The sequence below is a fragment of the Shewanella waksmanii ATCC BAA-643 genome (assembly GCF_000518805.1).
Taxonomy (GTDB): domain Bacteria; phylum Pseudomonadota; class Gammaproteobacteria; order Enterobacterales; family Shewanellaceae; genus Shewanella; species Shewanella waksmanii.
Map to the genome: position 1 here is coordinate 85,865 of NZ_JAEH01000016.1, position 15,727 is coordinate 101,591.

General features: G+C 44.9%; 16 protein-coding genes. 4 read left to right on the forward strand and 12 right to left on the reverse strand.

What is annotated here, in order from left to right; all coding sequences use genetic code 11:
* Positions 1-7 precede the first annotated feature (7 nt).
* The 4 genes from yajC to L865_RS25725 form a co-directional block, all read right to left on the reverse strand.
* Positions 8-340 carry a preprotein translocase subunit YajC gene (gene yajC, locus L865_RS0109830; RefSeq protein WP_028773077.1) on the reverse strand — a complete coding sequence of 111 codons (333 nt, stop codon included), beginning with the start codon at positions 338-340 and terminating at the stop codon, positions 8-10.
* Positions 341-367: 27 nt separating this feature from the next.
* On the reverse strand, positions 368-1,492 hold the full coding sequence (tgt, locus tag L865_RS0109835; protein ID WP_028773078.1) for a tRNA guanosine(34) transglycosylase Tgt: 1,125 nt from the start codon (positions 1,490-1,492) through the stop codon (positions 368-370).
* A 173-nt stretch (positions 1,493-1,665) separates the two neighbouring features.
* On the reverse strand, positions 1,666-2,703 hold the full coding sequence (gene queA, locus L865_RS0109840; protein ID WP_028773079.1) for a tRNA preQ1(34) S-adenosylmethionine ribosyltransferase-isomerase QueA: 1,038 nt from the start codon (positions 2,701-2,703) through the stop codon (positions 1,666-1,668).
* 193 nt (positions 2,704-2,896) lie between these two features.
* Positions 2,897-3,061, reverse strand: a complete 165-nt coding sequence (locus tag L865_RS25725; protein WP_169732698.1) for a hypothetical protein — start codon at positions 3,059-3,061, stop codon at positions 2,897-2,899.
* 143 nt (positions 3,062-3,204) lie between these two features.
* Between L865_RS25725 and L865_RS0109850 the strand changes: the two genes are divergently transcribed.
* Together L865_RS0109850 and L865_RS0109855 are read left to right on the forward strand one after the other, a co-directional pair.
* Positions 3,205-3,798 (forward strand): acyl carrier protein phosphodiesterase, encoded by a 594-nt coding sequence (locus L865_RS0109850; RefSeq protein ID WP_028773080.1) that lies wholly within the window; start codon positions 3,205-3,207, stop codon positions 3,796-3,798.
* Between the two features lie 78 nt (positions 3,799-3,876).
* A complete protein-coding gene (locus L865_RS0109855) occupies positions 3,877-4,530 on the forward strand; it encodes an RluA family pseudouridine synthase (protein ID WP_028773081.1) in 654 nt (217 codons plus the stop codon).
* 27 nt (positions 4,531-4,557) lie between these two features.
* On the opposite strand, the gene L865_RS0109860 is transcribed toward L865_RS0109855, so the two are convergent.
* Entirely contained in the window at positions 4,558-4,965 is a 408-nt protein-coding gene (locus L865_RS0109860; RefSeq protein WP_051484547.1) for a hypothetical protein, read from the reverse strand.
* Between the two features lie 311 nt (positions 4,966-5,276).
* On the opposite strand from L865_RS0109860, the gene L865_RS0109865 reads away from it, so the two are divergent.
* Positions 5,277-6,644, forward strand: coding sequence for a Gfo/Idh/MocA family protein (locus tag L865_RS0109865; RefSeq protein WP_028773083.1), 1,368 nt, complete (start codon positions 5,277-5,279; stop codon positions 6,642-6,644).
* Positions 6,645-6,698: 54 nt separating this feature from the next.
* Here L865_RS0109865 and sstT read toward each other — a convergent pair whose 3' ends face one another.
* The 6 genes from sstT to L865_RS0109895 form a co-directional block, all read right to left on the reverse strand.
* Entirely contained in the window at positions 6,699-7,916 is a 1,218-nt protein-coding gene (gene sstT / locus L865_RS0109870) for a serine/threonine transporter SstT (RefSeq protein WP_028773084.1), read from the reverse strand.
* A gap of 280 nt (positions 7,917-8,196) precedes the next feature.
* Complete coding sequence (locus L865_RS0109875) at positions 8,197-9,084, reverse strand: chemotaxis protein CheV (protein WP_028773085.1); 888 nt, start codon at positions 9,082-9,084, stop codon at positions 8,197-8,199.
* 82 nt (positions 9,085-9,166) lie between these two features.
* Positions 9,167-10,672, reverse strand: coding sequence for a phospholipase D family protein (locus L865_RS0109880; protein ID WP_245608418.1), 1,506 nt, complete (start codon positions 10,670-10,672; stop codon positions 9,167-9,169).
* A 48-nt stretch (positions 10,673-10,720) separates the two neighbouring features.
* Positions 10,721-11,191 (reverse strand): dual specificity protein phosphatase family protein, encoded by a 471-nt coding sequence (locus L865_RS0109885; protein ID WP_028773087.1) that lies wholly within the window; start codon positions 11,189-11,191, stop codon positions 10,721-10,723.
* A gap of 38 nt (positions 11,192-11,229) precedes the next feature.
* Positions 11,230-12,537 carry a DEAD/DEAH box helicase gene (locus L865_RS0109890; protein WP_028773088.1) on the reverse strand — a complete coding sequence of 436 codons (1,308 nt, stop codon included), beginning with the start codon at positions 12,535-12,537 and terminating at the stop codon, positions 11,230-11,232.
* A 97-nt stretch (positions 12,538-12,634) separates the two neighbouring features.
* Complete coding sequence (locus L865_RS0109895) at positions 12,635-13,117, reverse strand: methylated-DNA--[protein]-cysteine S-methyltransferase (RefSeq protein WP_037470932.1); 483 nt, start codon at positions 13,115-13,117, stop codon at positions 12,635-12,637.
* 177 nt (positions 13,118-13,294) lie between these two features.
* On the opposite strand from L865_RS0109895, the gene L865_RS0109900 reads away from it, so the two are divergent.
* Entirely contained in the window at positions 13,295-15,124 is a 1,830-nt protein-coding gene (locus L865_RS0109900; RefSeq protein ID WP_028773090.1) for an ABC transporter ATP-binding protein, read from the forward strand.
* A gap of 186 nt (positions 15,125-15,310) precedes the next feature.
* On the opposite strand, the gene L865_RS25505 is transcribed toward L865_RS0109900, so the two are convergent.
* A complete protein-coding gene (locus L865_RS25505) occupies positions 15,311-15,508 on the reverse strand; it encodes a hypothetical protein (protein ID WP_028773091.1) in 198 nt (65 codons plus the stop codon).
* Between the last annotated feature and the right edge of the window lie 219 nt (positions 15,509-15,727).

Below are 15,727 nucleotides of genomic sequence, written 5' to 3' on the forward strand. Positions count from 1 at the left end.
TCTTGGCTTAAAGTGACTTAATAGAGCCTTTAGGCAATACAGCCGCTATGTAATCCTTCTTGATTGTGATTTCAGATGTTTCGTTAATAGTTAGCAAAACATAGTCATTCTCATCACTAATCTTGGCGATCTTACCTAAGATACCGCCACTGGTGAGTACTTCGTCACCTTTGCTCAACGAGCTCATTAAGTTTTTATGCTCTTTAACGCGTTTTGATTGTGGACGGAAAATCATGAAGTAAAAAATCAGGCCGAAAATGACCAACATGAAGATTAATTCCATGGTGCCGCCACCTGCTGGTGCGCCAGCTGCATTTGCATATGCGTTTGAAATGAACATAGTTCTCTCTTTTTATTAGCAGTAAATTTAATTGGATAACTCAGGAACTTCGCGCCCTTGACTGGTATAGAATTCCTCAACAAAGGCGTCTAATGTACCTGTCTCAATCGCGCCGCGCAAACCTTCCATCAACATTTGGTAATACCTCAAGTTGTGAATGGTGTTTAAACGCGCTCCCAAAATTTCATTACAACGATCTAAATGGTAAAGATACGCCCGAGAATAATTCTTACAGGTGTAGCAATCACACTTAGCATCAAGCGGTGAAGTATCATCACGATGACGTGCATTACGTATCTTAATGACGCCTTCACTGGTAAATAGATGACCGTTGCGAGCATTACGTGTAGGCATCACACAATCAAACATGTCGACACCACGGCGCACACCTTCAACAAGATCTTCTGGTTTACCGACCCCCATCAAATAGCGCGGCTTGTCTGCTGGAATTTGAGGACATACATGCTCCAAAATGCGGTGCATATCTTCCTTAGGTTCACCCACAGCCAAACCACCCACAGCATAGCCATCAAAACCTATATCAACTAAGCCATTTAAACTCTCATCACGTAAGTCTTCGTATACACCACCTTGGATAATACCGAACAACGCATTCGGGTTTTCAAGGCGATCAAATTCATCACGTGAACGCTGCGCCCAACGCAAAGACATTTGCATTGACTTGCGCGCTTCATCTTCTGTCGCAGGGTAAGGTGTACACTCGTCAAAAATCATCACCACGTCACTGCCTAGTGAATCCTGGATCTGCATCGACTTTTCCGGATCTAAAAAGATTTTCTCACCGTTAATGGGTGAACGGAAATGTACGCCTTCTTCAGTGATCTTACGGATATCCCCTAAGCTGAACACTTGGAACCCACCCGAATCGGTCAAAATAGGACGCTGCCAATTCATAAAATCGTGAAGGTCACCATGCTTGCGCATGATCTCTTCACCTGGGCGTAACCACAAATGAAACGTGTTGCCTAGCAGGATATCGGCACCCGTTGCACGCACCTCTTCGGGTGTCATGCCTTTTACGGTGCCATAGGTACCCACAGGCATAAATGCTGGAGTTTCTACTGTACCGCGCTCAAAAACCAATCGGCCACGACGTGCGCGGCCATCAGTTGTATCTAATTCAAATTTCATTTTCCACCTCGCCAGAGAAACAGTCTGACAGACTGGGGCGTTAACTTACGCTACGCCAGGTTATCTGTAGAGATAAGGCCAAACTATTCAGTATCAACCCTTAACCCTACCAATTGCACAAAAAAAATACCCACCGCCTAGATGGGGTGGGTATTTTAAAACAAAAATAGACTTTAGTTCGACTTTTTAGTCACAAACATGGCATCGCCATAGCTAAAGAAGCGGTATTTTTGCTCAATCGCATGTTGATAGGCATTTTTAACCTCATCAAATCCCGCAAAAGCGCTAATTAACATGATCAATGTTGATTCCGGTAGATGAAAGTTGGTCACCATGGCATCCACCACTTTAAACTCATATCCAGGATAAATGAAAATATCGGTATCGGAGCTAAATGGGGCAATTTCACCTTGGTTGGCGGTCGCTGCACTTTCCAGTGAACGCACCGAGGTGGTACCAACAGCTATCACTCGACCGCCTGCGGCCTTGGTTGCTTTAATTTTTTCAACCACATCTGCAGGCACCTGCGCCCATTCAGAATGCATCTTGTGCTCTAAAATATTATCAACTCTTACAGGCTGAAAGGTTCCTGCACCTACATGCAGAGTGACAAATGTCGTTTCGACACCTTTATCTGCTAACGCAGCCAGAATCTTATCGTCAAAATGCAGACCTGCGGTTGGCGCCGCAACTGCACCCGGAGTTTGATTATATACCGTTTGATAACGCTCTTTATCTGCGTCTTCATCTGGGCGGTCGATGTACGGAGGCAGCGGCATGTGGCCAACTTCCTCTAGTACTTCAAGTATGGTTTTGTCATCGTTAAGTTCAAGCTCAAATAACGCATCATGGCGGCCTATCATCGTCATTTGATAACCACCATCAAGACAGATAATTGCACCTGCCTTAGGTGACTTAGAGCTGCGCACGTGGGCTAATATGCGTTTATCATCTAGCATGCGCTCAACCAATATCTCTAGCTTGCCACCTGTCTGCTTTTGACCAAACAAACGTGCAGGAATAACCCGAGTGTTATTAAACACCATCAAATCGCCAGGTTTAACGAGATCAAGTATGTCAGTAAACTGCTGGTCTGCTGTCTTTCCTGTCTCACCATCGAGGGTCAGCAGTCTGGACGCTGTACGCTCAGCGGTAGGATAACGAGCAATCAGCTCATCGGGTAAATCAAAAGTAAAATCTGCTACGCGCATGACACCGTCTCAACTAAAGATAAAATCGGCGGCTAGTCTATTGCCCCGTTAACAGAAGATCAAGAAAGAGTCGTATTTGAGGTAACGAAAAACACTAAAACCGGCGCTGAAGTGCACCCAAGACGTAACACGGCACCCTGCAGTCCTTAATCGGTACTAGGCAGAAATAATCAATTTAGCGGGGATAAAAAATTTAAAACGGTGTCGATGATTTATCTTCTTCTAATTCAGCGCGCGACTGCTCGACTTCAAAGTCTTCTTTGCGGTAGCTATGCTGCTCAAAAGGAATTTCTACGTCGACCCGCTTACGCTGAGGCTGCGTTTTTTTATTAACAAGCTTGGAGAACCAGTTCCACATCGTCCATGACCCTTAAACCGATATATTATGATGATTTTTAGCGCACATCCTTAAGAAATCGTTTTTATTTGAATTAATGGTTTCTTAGCGCTAGCGCACATGATACCGTGAAATTCGCGAATAAACAAAAAATACCCAATCTAATGAATTTTCTTGCTCATCTTCACCTTGCCGATATCAGTCGCACTAGCTTGGCCGCTAATCTAGCGGGCGATTTTGCCAAAGGCAGTATTGATAACCACCCGAAAGCGTTACAACAAGGGATATGGTTACATCGAGAAATAGACAAACTTACCGACAGTCATGAGCTCATCCGTGAACTTAAGAGCCTGTTTCCATCGGCACTACAGCGTGCTGCGCCCATTTTGATCGATTTGAGCTTTGATTATTACTTAGCTAAATATTGGGACGAATACCATCACCAACCATTAGAAGAGTTTGCCCAAAAGGCTTACCAAGCACTAGAGCAATGCGAAACGCTACCTGAAGCCTTGGTGGATGTCAGTAAACGTATACAGCGAGAAAACTGGCTTATCGCCTACCAACATCGCAAAGGGCTAAACCAAGCCATTGAGTCGGTCAGTCGACGGGTCTCAAAACCAGAAATATTTAATGGCGCCACCACCACAGTTAAAAAGCTAGATATTGAAATTGAAACCGCCTTTCGTACTTTCTACCCACAACTGATGGCTTATAGCAAAATATGGAGCCGTAAGACCCCTGCCCAATATCTATAAACACCGTGGTAATTTTATTGATATCGCTTTTGGTCGCAGGGAAATTTCTGATAGGATCCGCGGCTGAAAGGAGATGCAATGAAACTGTTTACTTATCAGCCCCCACAAATCCCATGGTTAGATATTCGCTATCAAGACCGTGATATTGTTGTCCTCAATAAGCCATCAGGGCTATTGAGCAATCCAGGCCGCGCTGAAAACACCTACGACTGTGCAATCAATCGATTATTGAACTATGCACCAGATGCTATTTTGGTACACAGACTAGACTGCGCAACATCAGGCATTATGGTATTTGCACTCAATAAAAAAGCAGAATCAAATATTAAGACTCAGTTTCAAAATCGACTCACCGAAAAATATTATGTTGCGGAAGTCATTGGCCAAGTTAGCCAAGATGAAGGGGTGATTGAATTGGCCATGATGGCCGACAAAGCCAACCCACCGCTACAGCGACTCGATGAGTCTGGTAAAGCAGCTAAAACCTATTACCAAGTACTGGAAAGACGAGTCAACACAACCTTAGTGAAGCTAAAACCGATCACCGGTAGAACTCACCAACTGCGATTACATATGAAGGCCTTAGGTCATACTATTATCGGTGATGACTTCTACGGTAATGACACCGTTATCGCGGCATCACCTCGGCTAAATTTACACGCACAGAGCCTCAGTTTTACTCACCCTTACAGTAACAAACCATTGACCTTTACCAGCCAACATCCGTTTTAGTCTGTTGGCTGTCTGCCGATTTGTTGACTACGCAGCTTGCTGTTTAGCTGTGTAGTAGCATTCCTCAGAATTGCAGAACTGTAATTTGTTGCCTTCGCTGAGCATAAAGTACTCACCAAACAAGTTGCCACCTTTGTCTTCCAGCTTCACACCGCCTTCAACTTCGGTGACTTCCATCTCATCTAAACTGTGGCAGCCGTCATTGTACCAAGTTTCTAGAAATAGCTTGTCGCCCTGACGATACAAAGTAATTTTGTCGCCTAAAGATGGACGTTCATCTACCCATCGGCCTAAAACATGTTTTTCTGACATATCAGCCCTCTGCCAACTGAGGCGTTTGCGTTTTTCAACAACGGATAATTCTATTAACTGAAGTAAAGATTCTTGCTGGTCTTGTGGTACCTTATCCAACATAACTTTAAACTCAGACTTCATATTTAGTTAACCCCTAAAACCACAATAATGTTAATAAAACGTTACTTTAAGGTAGTGTAAGCATTTAATAGTTAAAGATCTTATCTTTACCCTTTGTATATAATTGTATTAGATAAAGCAAATAAAAACGCGATCTAAGTCACTATTCATTCATTAGTGTAGCAAATTCTAATGAAATTTCCTCAACCCATCCGATCAGCATTAATCCACTATCTTTCCCAACGCTTTTAATATAAAAATGAATCACTAAGCTTTTACAAAACTGGCATCAGTCAGCACCAATAAAAATAAGCAGCAAAGCAGGGGTTTCAATGACAGATTTTAACCGACGTAAATTTCTTAAAACCGCAGGAATCGCAACAGCCAGCGCACTAACCGGTAATGTTCTCGCTCACAGCGCAGCACCCGTATCACCTAGCCAAGGCGCTAGCGTTATTGGCCTAGTCACACCTAAAATGGATATTGTTCGGGTTGGTTTTATTGGTGTCGGCCAGCGGGGTATTGGCCATGTTAAGCATTTTTGTCACCTTGATGGTGTGGCAATCACAGCCATATGCGATACCGATGATAAAGTGCTTAATCGCGCGGTCTCTGCAGTGAAAGAGGCAAATTTACCTGTGCCTGAAACCTATACAGGCAGCGATTACGCCTACCGAGACATGTTAGCGCGTGACGATATAGACATCGTTATCATCTCTACTCCGTGGAAATGGCATGCACCCATGGCAATTGACACCATGGAAAGTGGCAAACATGCTTTTGTCGAAGTGCCGTTGGCACTCAGTGTCGAAGAGTGTTGGCAGATTGTCGACACGGCTGAACGTACTCAAAAGAACTGCATGATGATGGAGAACGTCAATTACGGCCGTGACGAGCTAATGGTTCTCAACATGGTACGCCAAGGTGTATTTGGTGAATTACTGCACGGTGAAGCCGCTTATATCCATGAACTACGCTGGCAAATGAAAGAGCTCGAGTCGAAAACAGGCTCATGGCGCACCCATTGGCATACCAAGCGCAATGGTAACTTATACCCCACCCATGGCCTCGGTCCCGTATCTCAGTACATGAATATCAATCGCGGTGATCGTTTCGACTACTTAACCTCGATGAGCTCGCCAGCATTAGGCCGACAGCTGTATGCACAACGAGAGTTTGCAGCAGACCACCCTCGTAATCAGTTGAACTACATTAATGGCGACATCAACACCACCTTAATCAAAACCAAACTCGGCCGAACCATCATGGTACAACATGATACAACAACGCCACGTCCTTATAGCCGCCATAACTTAATCCAAGGCACTAATGGTGTCTTTGCCGGCTTTCCAAATCGTATTGCCCTGGAGCAAGGTGGCAGCGGCGATTTCCATAAGTGGGATACCGACATGAGTACATGGTACGCCAAATATGACCATCCACTATGGCAACGCATGGGTAAGGAAGCTGAACGCAATGGTGGCCATGGCGGCATGGATTTTCTGATGTTATGGCGCATGGTTTACTGCTTACGTAACGGAGAGGCACTTGATCAAGATGTTTATGACGGCGCAGCGTGGTCTGTCATCAATATTTTAAGTGAGCAATCACTGCAAAATCGCAGCAACTCAGTAGATGTACCCGATTTTACCCGCGGCATGTGGGCCAATGCTAAACCCCTTGGCATTGTTGGTGCTTGATAGCTGATAAATAAAAAAGGGAGCCATAAGGCTCCCTTTTTTATCAGTGATTGCCTAGCCTTTGCGCTCCGCCGCTTCACAAGCCGCCGCAGTAAACACCACATCGGTAGAACTATTTAGACCGGTTTCCGCCGAGTCTTGAATCACACCAATGATAAAGCCCACTGCCACCACTTGCATAGCAACGTCATTGGAGATACCAAATAAGCTACATGCCAACGGAATCAACAGTAATGAACCACCGGCCACACCCGAAGCGCCACAAGCAGAAACTGCCGCCACAACACTCAGTAAGATAGCCGTTAAGATATCAACTTGAATACCTAAGGTATTTACAGCAGCCAATGTCAGTACTGTAATCGTGATTGCTGCTCCGCCCATGTTGATGGTCGCCCCCAATGGGATAGACACAGAATAGGTATCTTTATGCAGATTGAGCTTGTCACACAATGCCATATTTACTGGAATGTTCGCCGCACTTGAACGAGTAAAGAACGCCGTGACACCGCTTTCACGCAGGCAAGTTAATACTAGCGGGTATGGGTTACGACGGATTTTAATCCACACAATAATAGGATTAACCACCAAGGCGATAAATAGCATCGCACCGAGTAACACAGCTAGCAACTGTGCATAACCTGCAATCGCAGTGAAACCCGTTTCTGCAAAGGTGACAGCCACTAGGCCGAAGATACCGATAGGTGCAAGACGAATAACAAAGCGAACCATAGTCGAAACGCCTTGGCTTACATCAGCAAATACTTGCTTGGTTGACTCGCTTGCATGGTGCAGCGCAATACCTAAACCCACACCCCAGGCCAAAATACCGATGTAGTTACCCGTCATTAGCGCGTTTACTGGGTTATCAACAAGTTTGAATAGCAAGGTATGTAATACTTCACCAATCCCCTCTGGCGGCGTAGCACCTTCAGCGCCTGTCACCAATACTAAGGTTGTTGGAAACAGGAAGCTCATGGTCACGGCGGTCAGCGCAGCCATAAAGGTACCAATGAGATAAAGCACGACAATGGGGCGCATATTGGTATGGGTGTTTTTCTTTTGGTTTGCAATTGATGATGCAACCAAGATGAACACCAAAATGGGTGCAATGGCTTGTAACGCCCCTACAAATAAACCACCTAAGAACGACACACTTTGTGCAGATGATGGCGACAACGAGGCTAAGAGAATACCGGCGATAATACCGACAAGAATTTGCAGCACTAGGCTGCCATTTGCAAGCTTTGCAAATAGAGATTTGCTTTGGTTCATTGATTGACCTGTTTTTATATAATTATGATAAGCAGTCTTATGGCACTGTCATTCTCTTATTGGAATGTACATTCATAAGATTAAACTTCCTTCATTTGTTTTTGTATAGAAATGTATAGGCAATGTCTAGCTTTAACAGCAAATTAAGGGAGGATATTACCCCGTAGCAGCATAAACATAACATCGTGCTAAATATTGGGGTAAAAACTATGAACTTGGTCGTAAAAGCCCCTTACCATGCTGCCTAGCGTCAAATCACCTGGTCAAGAGGACTGACCAATCAGGCATTTTGGTCGGCGCCGCGTAACATGGCATCAATCAACTCATGGGCATCGAATTTGGTTAACGCTTCATTTGCCCCAACCTGATGAGCTTGGCTAACGCTAATTTCGCTTGATAATGAGGTATGCAAGATAATGTAAGCACTTGCTAAACTGGGCGAGTTTTTCACTTCAAAAGCCAACTCATAACCATCAAGCCCCGGCATCTCAATATCACTCACGAGTAGATCAACTGGCCGGCCGTCACTGACCGCATTCTCCATAATTGCCAGAGCCTCACGACCATCGGCAGTCACTTGATAGGGAATATTAATACTGTCGAGCGCATCGGATAACTGCTTGCGTGCAACCTTAGAGTCATCAACCAGTAAAATATGCAGTGGTTTGAGCTTCTCACGCTGTACGTCGGTCAAAATCGCTCTGGCCATCTCTGGACTAGTAGGAAAAACCTTAGCCATTAGCAGCTCTACATCTAATAGTTGCACCAATTGTTCATTAAATCGTGTCACACCGGTCAAATAGGCATTCTTTCCCAAGTTGTTTGGTGGAGATTCAATATCTCGCCAGTTACACTCGATAATCTTATCTATCGCCCGCACAAGAAAACCAATCACCATTCGCTGACAATCGGTGATGATAATGTAGCTCTTACTGTATTCTTGCTTGGATATTGGCTGATAACCCACCGCAGCAGCCATATCAATTACCGGAATGGTATGGCCTCGAACGGTTGCTGCGCCAATAATAGTTGGATGGGACTGAGGTATCGCACTTAACGGCGTATAAGGTACCAACTCGCGAATTTTTAGTGTGCCAAGAGCAAAGAGCTGTGTTTGCGACAACTTAAATAGCAACAGTCCTTGGGACTGGCTCGCTTTACTTTTCATGGGCACCTCTATCATTATTATTCGCTATCAGCTTAAACCTATCATAGCGTGAGGGTGATGACGACAATCAAACTTGTGTCGATTATAGTTGTGACTCAATCGGCAACAGCGACAACAAACCCGCCATAAATTTCCGCCAAAATCCGGCGCTCGGTTCAGCATATTTATACTGCCCTGTTGCCTTGTCCAGCCAAACCAATTCATCATCAACCAACTTAACTTCATAGGCCGTTTTGTTTAGTGAAGCCATCACCCCTTGTTGCAATTCGCTGGCAAGATCCTGAGCATCAAAAATGACGCCCATTTCGGTGTTTATATAGGCTGAACGCGGATCAAAATTAAACGATCCAACAAAGATGGATTGGCTATCTATGATAAAAGTTTTAGCATGTAAGCTGGTTTTAGAGCTGCCCTTCCAACCGCTGGGTTTATCTTCGGCATCAGCTTTTACTTCAAAGATTTTTACCCCGCCACGCAGCAGACGCTCTCTGTAGCGTTGGTATCCTGAATGCACTGCTAACACGTCAGTGGCAGCTAAACTATTAGTGATCACTGTGATATCGATCCCCGAACGTGCCGCGCGGACCAATTCATCCGTTCCGCTGCTGGTCGGCACAAAATAGGGTGACACGATAACCACCTGCTGCTTGGCTTGTGATAAAAACGATGACAGATCAGATAACAGCCAATGCTCTTGCTGCTCGCCAAGTACTTTTTCTGGCGGGTCGTAAATCACTTGTGCATCCCCCCAATACCACCCCAAAGACTGGTTTTGAATGGCCGCTAGCAATTCACTCATTTTTAACTTTTCAAGATATGGATTGTTTTTAAACGCTTCTTTTTGTAATTCAACAGCTTCTGTCGCACTGGTAATGGCAAGTTGATCAAATTTAGGGTCACTTAACTCTGCAATCTCGACTGCAATGGGCGCATTCCAGTATTGATCAAACTGTTCAGATATCTCATCAACGGCTTTACCAACACTGAGTAAGTCAAAATCACCAAAATCGACATCATCATTATTAGAAAAATACTCATTGCCTATATTGCGGCCTCCAACAATGGAGATTTGATTATCAACTGTCAGCGACTTGTTGTGCATGCGGTTATTTAGGCGACCGAAATCGGCAATCATCGCCCAGCCACGAAAACGTCGTTCAAATGCGGGATTGAACAACCTTACATCGATGTTAGGATGTCTTGCGAGTAAAAGCAGGTTTTCATCTTGGTTTTTCGTAGTTAGATCATCGAGCAGAATGCGCACCCTGACACCACGATCTGCCGCATCGATAAGCTGCCATAACAGCAACTTGCCAGTATCATCATTACGATAAATGTAATACTGCATATCAATGCTTTTAGTGGCACCTTTGACAATGGCTAAGCGTGCTATGTAAGCATCGACTCCTGACATCAAAGGAAGGACCCCAGTTTCACCGGCATGCTGTTGCAAACTCTTGGCGATAAACTCGCCCAAATTCGTGTCGTGGGGTGGACTAACTTTATAACTAGGAGTTTTTTCTGGTAATACAGGGACACTGCTGCAAGCACCGATGCACATGCAGCAAAGCAATATTAACAGTCGCATACAACGTCCTTTTGCGAACATGCTATCCCTTGATTTTATTAACTAAGTCTACTCTTGTAACGCATAAAGCACATCAAATGCAAATTGATCCCAGCCATCAGCACTAAATGCTATCTCACGGGCCACTCTCACCTGACTAACGGCATGGACTGGCGCTGCGCCACGTTCCATCAAATAGTAAGCCATTAACAAGCCGGTTCTGTCCTTTCCTGAGCGGCAATGAACCAACACCGCTTTGCCCTGTTGCTGACAAGCATGAATAAAAGCCAGCGCTTTCGGCACTTGCGCAACACAAATTTCTAAATCGCCTGGTTGTGGGGGAATATTGGCTGAAAATGGATAACAGGCATAGTCAATGCCCATCGTACTAAGTTCATCAACATCAACGGCTTCTCCACCATTGACCGACAAAATAGCACCAATGCCAACTTGTTTTAACTGCGCTAAATCCCAATCCACTTTGTTAGGCCCACAGCGTCCTGCTAATGCCCCTTCTTCAAGCCAAAAAACTTCTTGCATTGTTCACCTTTGTTACTGCTTCACTACTACATGTCGAGCTATGATTTGGGTTTTAACTGTTGCCAAACAGCTTGATTTGCTTGTTGCGCTTTTTTACGCTGCTTTTTACCCGTTCCAGCAGGTTTGGCTTGTGGCTTTTCCTGTCTGGAAGGGCAATCCAACGGCGCTTCTTCATCGGCCTCAAAGCCTTGATATTGCTCGCGCGGCAAGCGTATCTTGTTACGCTTCTCTATCACTTTGAAGTGATGATATTCATCGTGGGAAATAAGGCTTATGGCTAATCCTGACTCACCAGCGCGTCCACTACGGCCAATGCGGTGCATATAATCACTCGGACTACGGGGCAATTCATAGTTGATTACCACCGGCAGCTTAGCAATATCAATACCCCGCGCTGCAATGTCGGTGGCAACTAATACTGAAATATCACCTTGTTTAAATCCATCTAACACCCGGCTTCTTGCGCCTTGGGCTTTATCACTATGAAATACTTGGGCAGCAATACCCGCTTTTTCAAGTTTTTGTGCCACGCGATTGCAGCTATTTTTGGCGCTGGCGAAAACCAATACTTGTTGCCAATTACTTTGCTTGATCAACTCGCTCAATAAGGCTGTTTTGCGGTTTTTATTTACCGTATAGACCTGCTGTTGAACGGTATTAGTCGCAACACTTTGGATCTCAATCTCAACAGGATGTTGTAAATGTTGCGCGGTAATCGCTTTTACTTCGTCAGGAAAGGTCGCTGAAAACATCAAAGTTTGACGTTGTTTGGGCACCAAGTTCAGTAAGGCGGATAATTCCTCTGCAAAGCCCAAACTAAGCATTCTGTCAGCTTCATCCAATACCAAGCTAGTCACTTTCGATAGATTAACGGCATTACTTTGCTGTAGATCAAGTAAACGCCCTGGCGTTGCGACTAACACGTCGGCACCACCACGCAGGCTTAACATTTGACTGTTAATCGATACACCACCAAACACCGCCACAATTTTCGGTTTTGGTTTAACAAGGCTCGCATAAGACTGAAACGCATCGGCAACCTGAGCAGCGAGTTCTCGAGTTGGCACCAATACAAGTGTGCGAATGTAGTTAGCCCCTTTCGGTGCGGCTGCTCCCTGCGATAAAACCTGCAGTAGCGGTAATGCAAACGCTGCAGTTTTCCCTGAGCCGGTATTCGCACCGGCTAACACATCTTTACCCGCTAAAACAGATGGGATGGCCTGCGATTGAATCGCAGTAGGTTTTTGATAACCTAGCTCAGACAAACGCTCGGTGATCGACGGCAACAGTTGAAGTTGCTCAAAACCTTCACTTTGTGCGGAATTACTATTTAACGAGGTAGACATAGAAGCCACGGTGATAACCTAAAAATCAGAAGCTAATTGTACCGCACCTCAAGCACAATTGCTCAAACAAGTCACAGATGCAGGGCAAAATATCTAATTATTCCGAGCTCGATCGTGCTTCAATATCAAGTAACGTTTGTTTCAACGCCAAACCATAAGCATAACCAGTCAATTTACCGTTTTTACCAATCACTCGATGGCAAGGAATGATGATTGGAATCGGGTTAGCGCCATTAGCAGCACCAACCGCCCTCACCGACTTTGGCCGCGCAATTGCGTTGGCAATATCGCTATAACTTACCGTCTGGTTAAATGGAATCTCGGTTAACGCCTGCCACACCTGACACTGAAACTCTGTGCCCTTGGGTGCTAATGGCAGTGAAAATTGCGGGAGCTTACCGGCGAAAAAAGCACTCAGTTGCTGCTCAGTTTGATCTAAGATTTTTGCTGATTGTGAACAAGGATCCAAGCTAGATTCACGCTGCTGATTATCTTGGTCAACAAACCATAAATGTGTCAATCCGCTTTTGCTGGCCTGGATCCCAATAGGCCCAATCGGACTTGAAATAACGCGCTGCATAGGATTCCTTACAATTAGACAGTCGCACTTTTATATCGCAGTCGGTAACGTGAAACAAGCTCGGTAGACACAATAGTAAAATTACAAAATTTACCCGCTGTGTGCGGTTAAATCATACCAGCTATAGTAGAGTGACTACTGAGCCAATAATATCTTTAAAAACGCATAAGGAATTGGATGTTTAAGTTATTTGAGTCATGGGTACAACCGTTACCTGACAGTGATCCCAGTCAGCCTCCTACCGGGCTATTAGCTTTTTGTCGCCACTACACCCGTGGATTTGAAGTGCCACTAATAATCATGTCAGTGTTAACTGCAACGCTAGCTATTTTAGAAGTATACCTATTTGCATTCATGGGCGATCTTGTGGATCTGCTGGCCAATAGTACACCACAAAACTTGTTTGAGGAGCATAGCACCGAACTCCTTACAATGACGGTACTGACTCTGGTTGTTATCCCCATTGTCGTGTTGTTGCACGCGCTTGTGGTTTATCAAGGGTTATTGGGTAATTACCCGATGTCGATACGTTGGTTAGCCCACCGCTACTTACTTAAACAAAGTGTCTCATTTTATCAAAACGATTTCGCAGGACGTATTGCCACTAAAGTAATGCAGACCTCGCTTGCAGTGCGTGAGACGGTCACTAAACTGCTTGATGTTATGGTGTACATTTTCGTTTACTTCACATCGATGTTAGTCATCATTGCCGATGCAGACCTGCGACTAATGTTACCTATGCTAGTTTGGCTCGCGGCTTACGTAGGTTTGCAACTGCACTTTATTCCCAAGTTGAAAAAAATCTCCACTGAACAAGCCGATGCTCGCTCGTTAATGACAGGTCGAATTGTGGACAGTTACACCAATATCACCACAGTGAAGTTGTTCTCACATACCAGCCAGGAAGCCAGCTACGCTAAAAACAGCATGCAGTTGTTCCTCGATACTGTGCATAAACAAATGCGCCTAGTAACCGGGGTTAACGTCAGCGTGCAAGTGATTAACTATGTCCTCGCTTTTAGCATTGCAGCCATCGCGATATGGTTATGGCAAGCAAACGCTATCACTATTGGTGCCATTGCAGTCGCCATTAGCTTATCGCTGCGCCTTAACGGCATGTCACAATGGATAATGTGGGAGATTAGTTCTTTATTCGAAAACATTGGGACGGTTGCTGACGGTATGTCTACCATTGCTAAGCCTACCAACATCAATGACCAACCCAATGCGCCGGCATTAACGGTTAGCCATGGTCAAATCGATTTTAATCACATCACCTTTCACTATGGTGAAAAATCCGGCGTAATTGAACAGCTACAACTGGCGATTAAAGCGGGTGAGAAAGTCGGTTTAGTCGGTCGTTCGGGGGCCGGCAAATCCACACTAGTCAACCTGTTGATGCGTTTTCATGATGTCGAATCAGGCGAAATTGTCATTGATGATCAACCAATAACCAGTGTGACCCAAGAGTCATTGCGCGCCCAAATTGGTATGGTTACCCAAGATACTTCCTTGTTGCATCGCTCAATTAGAGAAAACATTCGCTACGGCAAACCCGATGCCACAGATGAAGAGTTGATCAACGCGATGAAAAAAGCGCAAGCATATGACTTTATCGAGCAACTTAGCGATCCTAATGGTAACCAGGGCCTCGATGCCCAAGTCGGCGAACGTGGTGTCAAACTATCTGGCGGCCAACGTCAGCGCATCGCCATTGCCCGAGTATTACTTAAGAATGCACCGATATTGGTGCTAGATGAAGCCACCTCAGCACTCGACTCAGAAATTGAAGCCGCCATACAAGAAAGCCTCTACCAGCTGATGGCAGATAAAACTGTTATTGCTATCGCCCATCGCTTGTCCACAATTGCGGCAATGGATCGTTTAGTGGTTATCGATAAAGGCGAGATTGTTGAACAAGGCACACATACGCAACTGTTAGCTAAAGGCGGAATCTATGCTCAACTGTGGGCACATCAAACGGGTGGCTTTATCGGCACCGATTAAGCAGTGATTAGTACCAGCAGCAGTAAAATGATTATTGCTGCTGCTGGTGCAGCTCGGCTCAAACCACTAAACGACACTGGTAATTCATCAAACCCAAAAGTCCAATACGCTTATTTAGCACGATTATTATTGCAAAGTACGTTACAAAGGGCCGATTAATACCAATCAGTATAAACATTTAGTCACTCAGCGAGAGTTTAGCGGTTCTGAGGCAAGGTCATTAAATGCTCCTGCATTAATGACATTCACCGCATCCATGTGGCTTGCAACGAGTGAAGAGCATAGTTGTTCTACGGTTAAGCTCGTTAACACAGCATCAGGACTGCTAAAACTCGCCATTCTGGCGCGTTTTTGGCTACCTACTTCTGCGTTGAATAACCTCACAAGGGAGCAACCATTGTTTCAGTACTCACTTTGAATTAGCCGGCCTTGAATTAGTTTGCCAAAAGCGCGCTGAGTAGATCAAATTCTTATACTGATTGGTATAACACGCTAACAAGGATGAAAAATCGACTCGCTAAACCTAAAAATGTCTAGTCCTAAAATAGGTGACGGTTTTTATTAAGCCAGTTGGTATTCCCAACTGGCTTTTTCATGCACCTC

What these genes read in the sequence shown, in the direction of transcription:
- yajC (WP_028773077.1), bottom strand. Translation starts at nt 340, where the DNA reads ATGTTCATTTCAAACGCATATGCAAATGCAGCTGGCGCACCAGCAGGT.
- tgt (WP_028773078.1), bottom strand. Translation starts at nt 1,492, where the DNA reads ATGAAATTTGAATTAGATACAACTGATGGCCGCGCACGTCGTGGCCGA.
- queA (WP_028773079.1), bottom strand. Translation starts at nt 2,703, where the DNA reads ATGCGCGTAGCAGATTTTACTTTTGATTTACCCGATGAGCTGATTGCT.
- L865_RS25725 (WP_169732698.1), bottom strand. Translation starts at nt 3,061, where the DNA reads ATGTGGAACTGGTTCTCCAAGCTTGTTAATAAAAAAACGCAGCCTCAG.
- L865_RS0109850 (WP_028773080.1), top strand. Translation starts at nt 3,205, where the DNA reads ATGAATTTTCTTGCTCATCTTCACCTTGCCGATATCAGTCGCACTAGC.
- L865_RS0109855 (WP_028773081.1), top strand. Translation starts at nt 3,877, where the DNA reads ATGAAACTGTTTACTTATCAGCCCCCACAAATCCCATGGTTAGATATT.
- L865_RS0109860 (WP_051484547.1), bottom strand. Translation starts at nt 4,965, where the DNA reads ATGAAGTCTGAGTTTAAAGTTATGTTGGATAAGGTACCACAAGACCAG.
- L865_RS0109865 (WP_028773083.1), top strand. Translation starts at nt 5,277, where the DNA reads ATGACAGATTTTAACCGACGTAAATTTCTTAAAACCGCAGGAATCGCA.
- sstT (WP_028773084.1), bottom strand. Translation starts at nt 7,916, where the DNA reads ATGAACCAAAGCAAATCTCTATTTGCAAAGCTTGCAAATGGCAGCCTA.
- L865_RS0109875 (WP_028773085.1), bottom strand. Translation starts at nt 9,084, where the DNA reads ATGAAAAGTAAAGCGAGCCAGTCCCAAGGACTGTTGCTATTTAAGTTG.
- L865_RS0109880 (WP_245608418.1), bottom strand. Translation starts at nt 10,672, where the DNA reads ATGCGACTGTTAATATTGCTTTGCTGCATGTGCATCGGTGCTTGCAGC.
- L865_RS0109885 (WP_028773087.1), bottom strand. Translation starts at nt 11,191, where the DNA reads ATGCAAGAAGTTTTTTGGCTTGAAGAAGGGGCATTAGCAGGACGCTGT.
- L865_RS0109890 (WP_028773088.1), bottom strand. Translation starts at nt 12,537, where the DNA reads ATGTCTACCTCGTTAAATAGTAATTCCGCACAAAGTGAAGGTTTTGAG.
- L865_RS0109895 (WP_037470932.1), bottom strand. Translation starts at nt 13,117, where the DNA reads ATGCAGCGCGTTATTTCAAGTCCGATTGGGCCTATTGGGATCCAGGCC.
- L865_RS0109900 (WP_028773090.1), top strand. Translation starts at nt 13,295, where the DNA reads ATGTTTAAGTTATTTGAGTCATGGGTACAACCGTTACCTGACAGTGAT.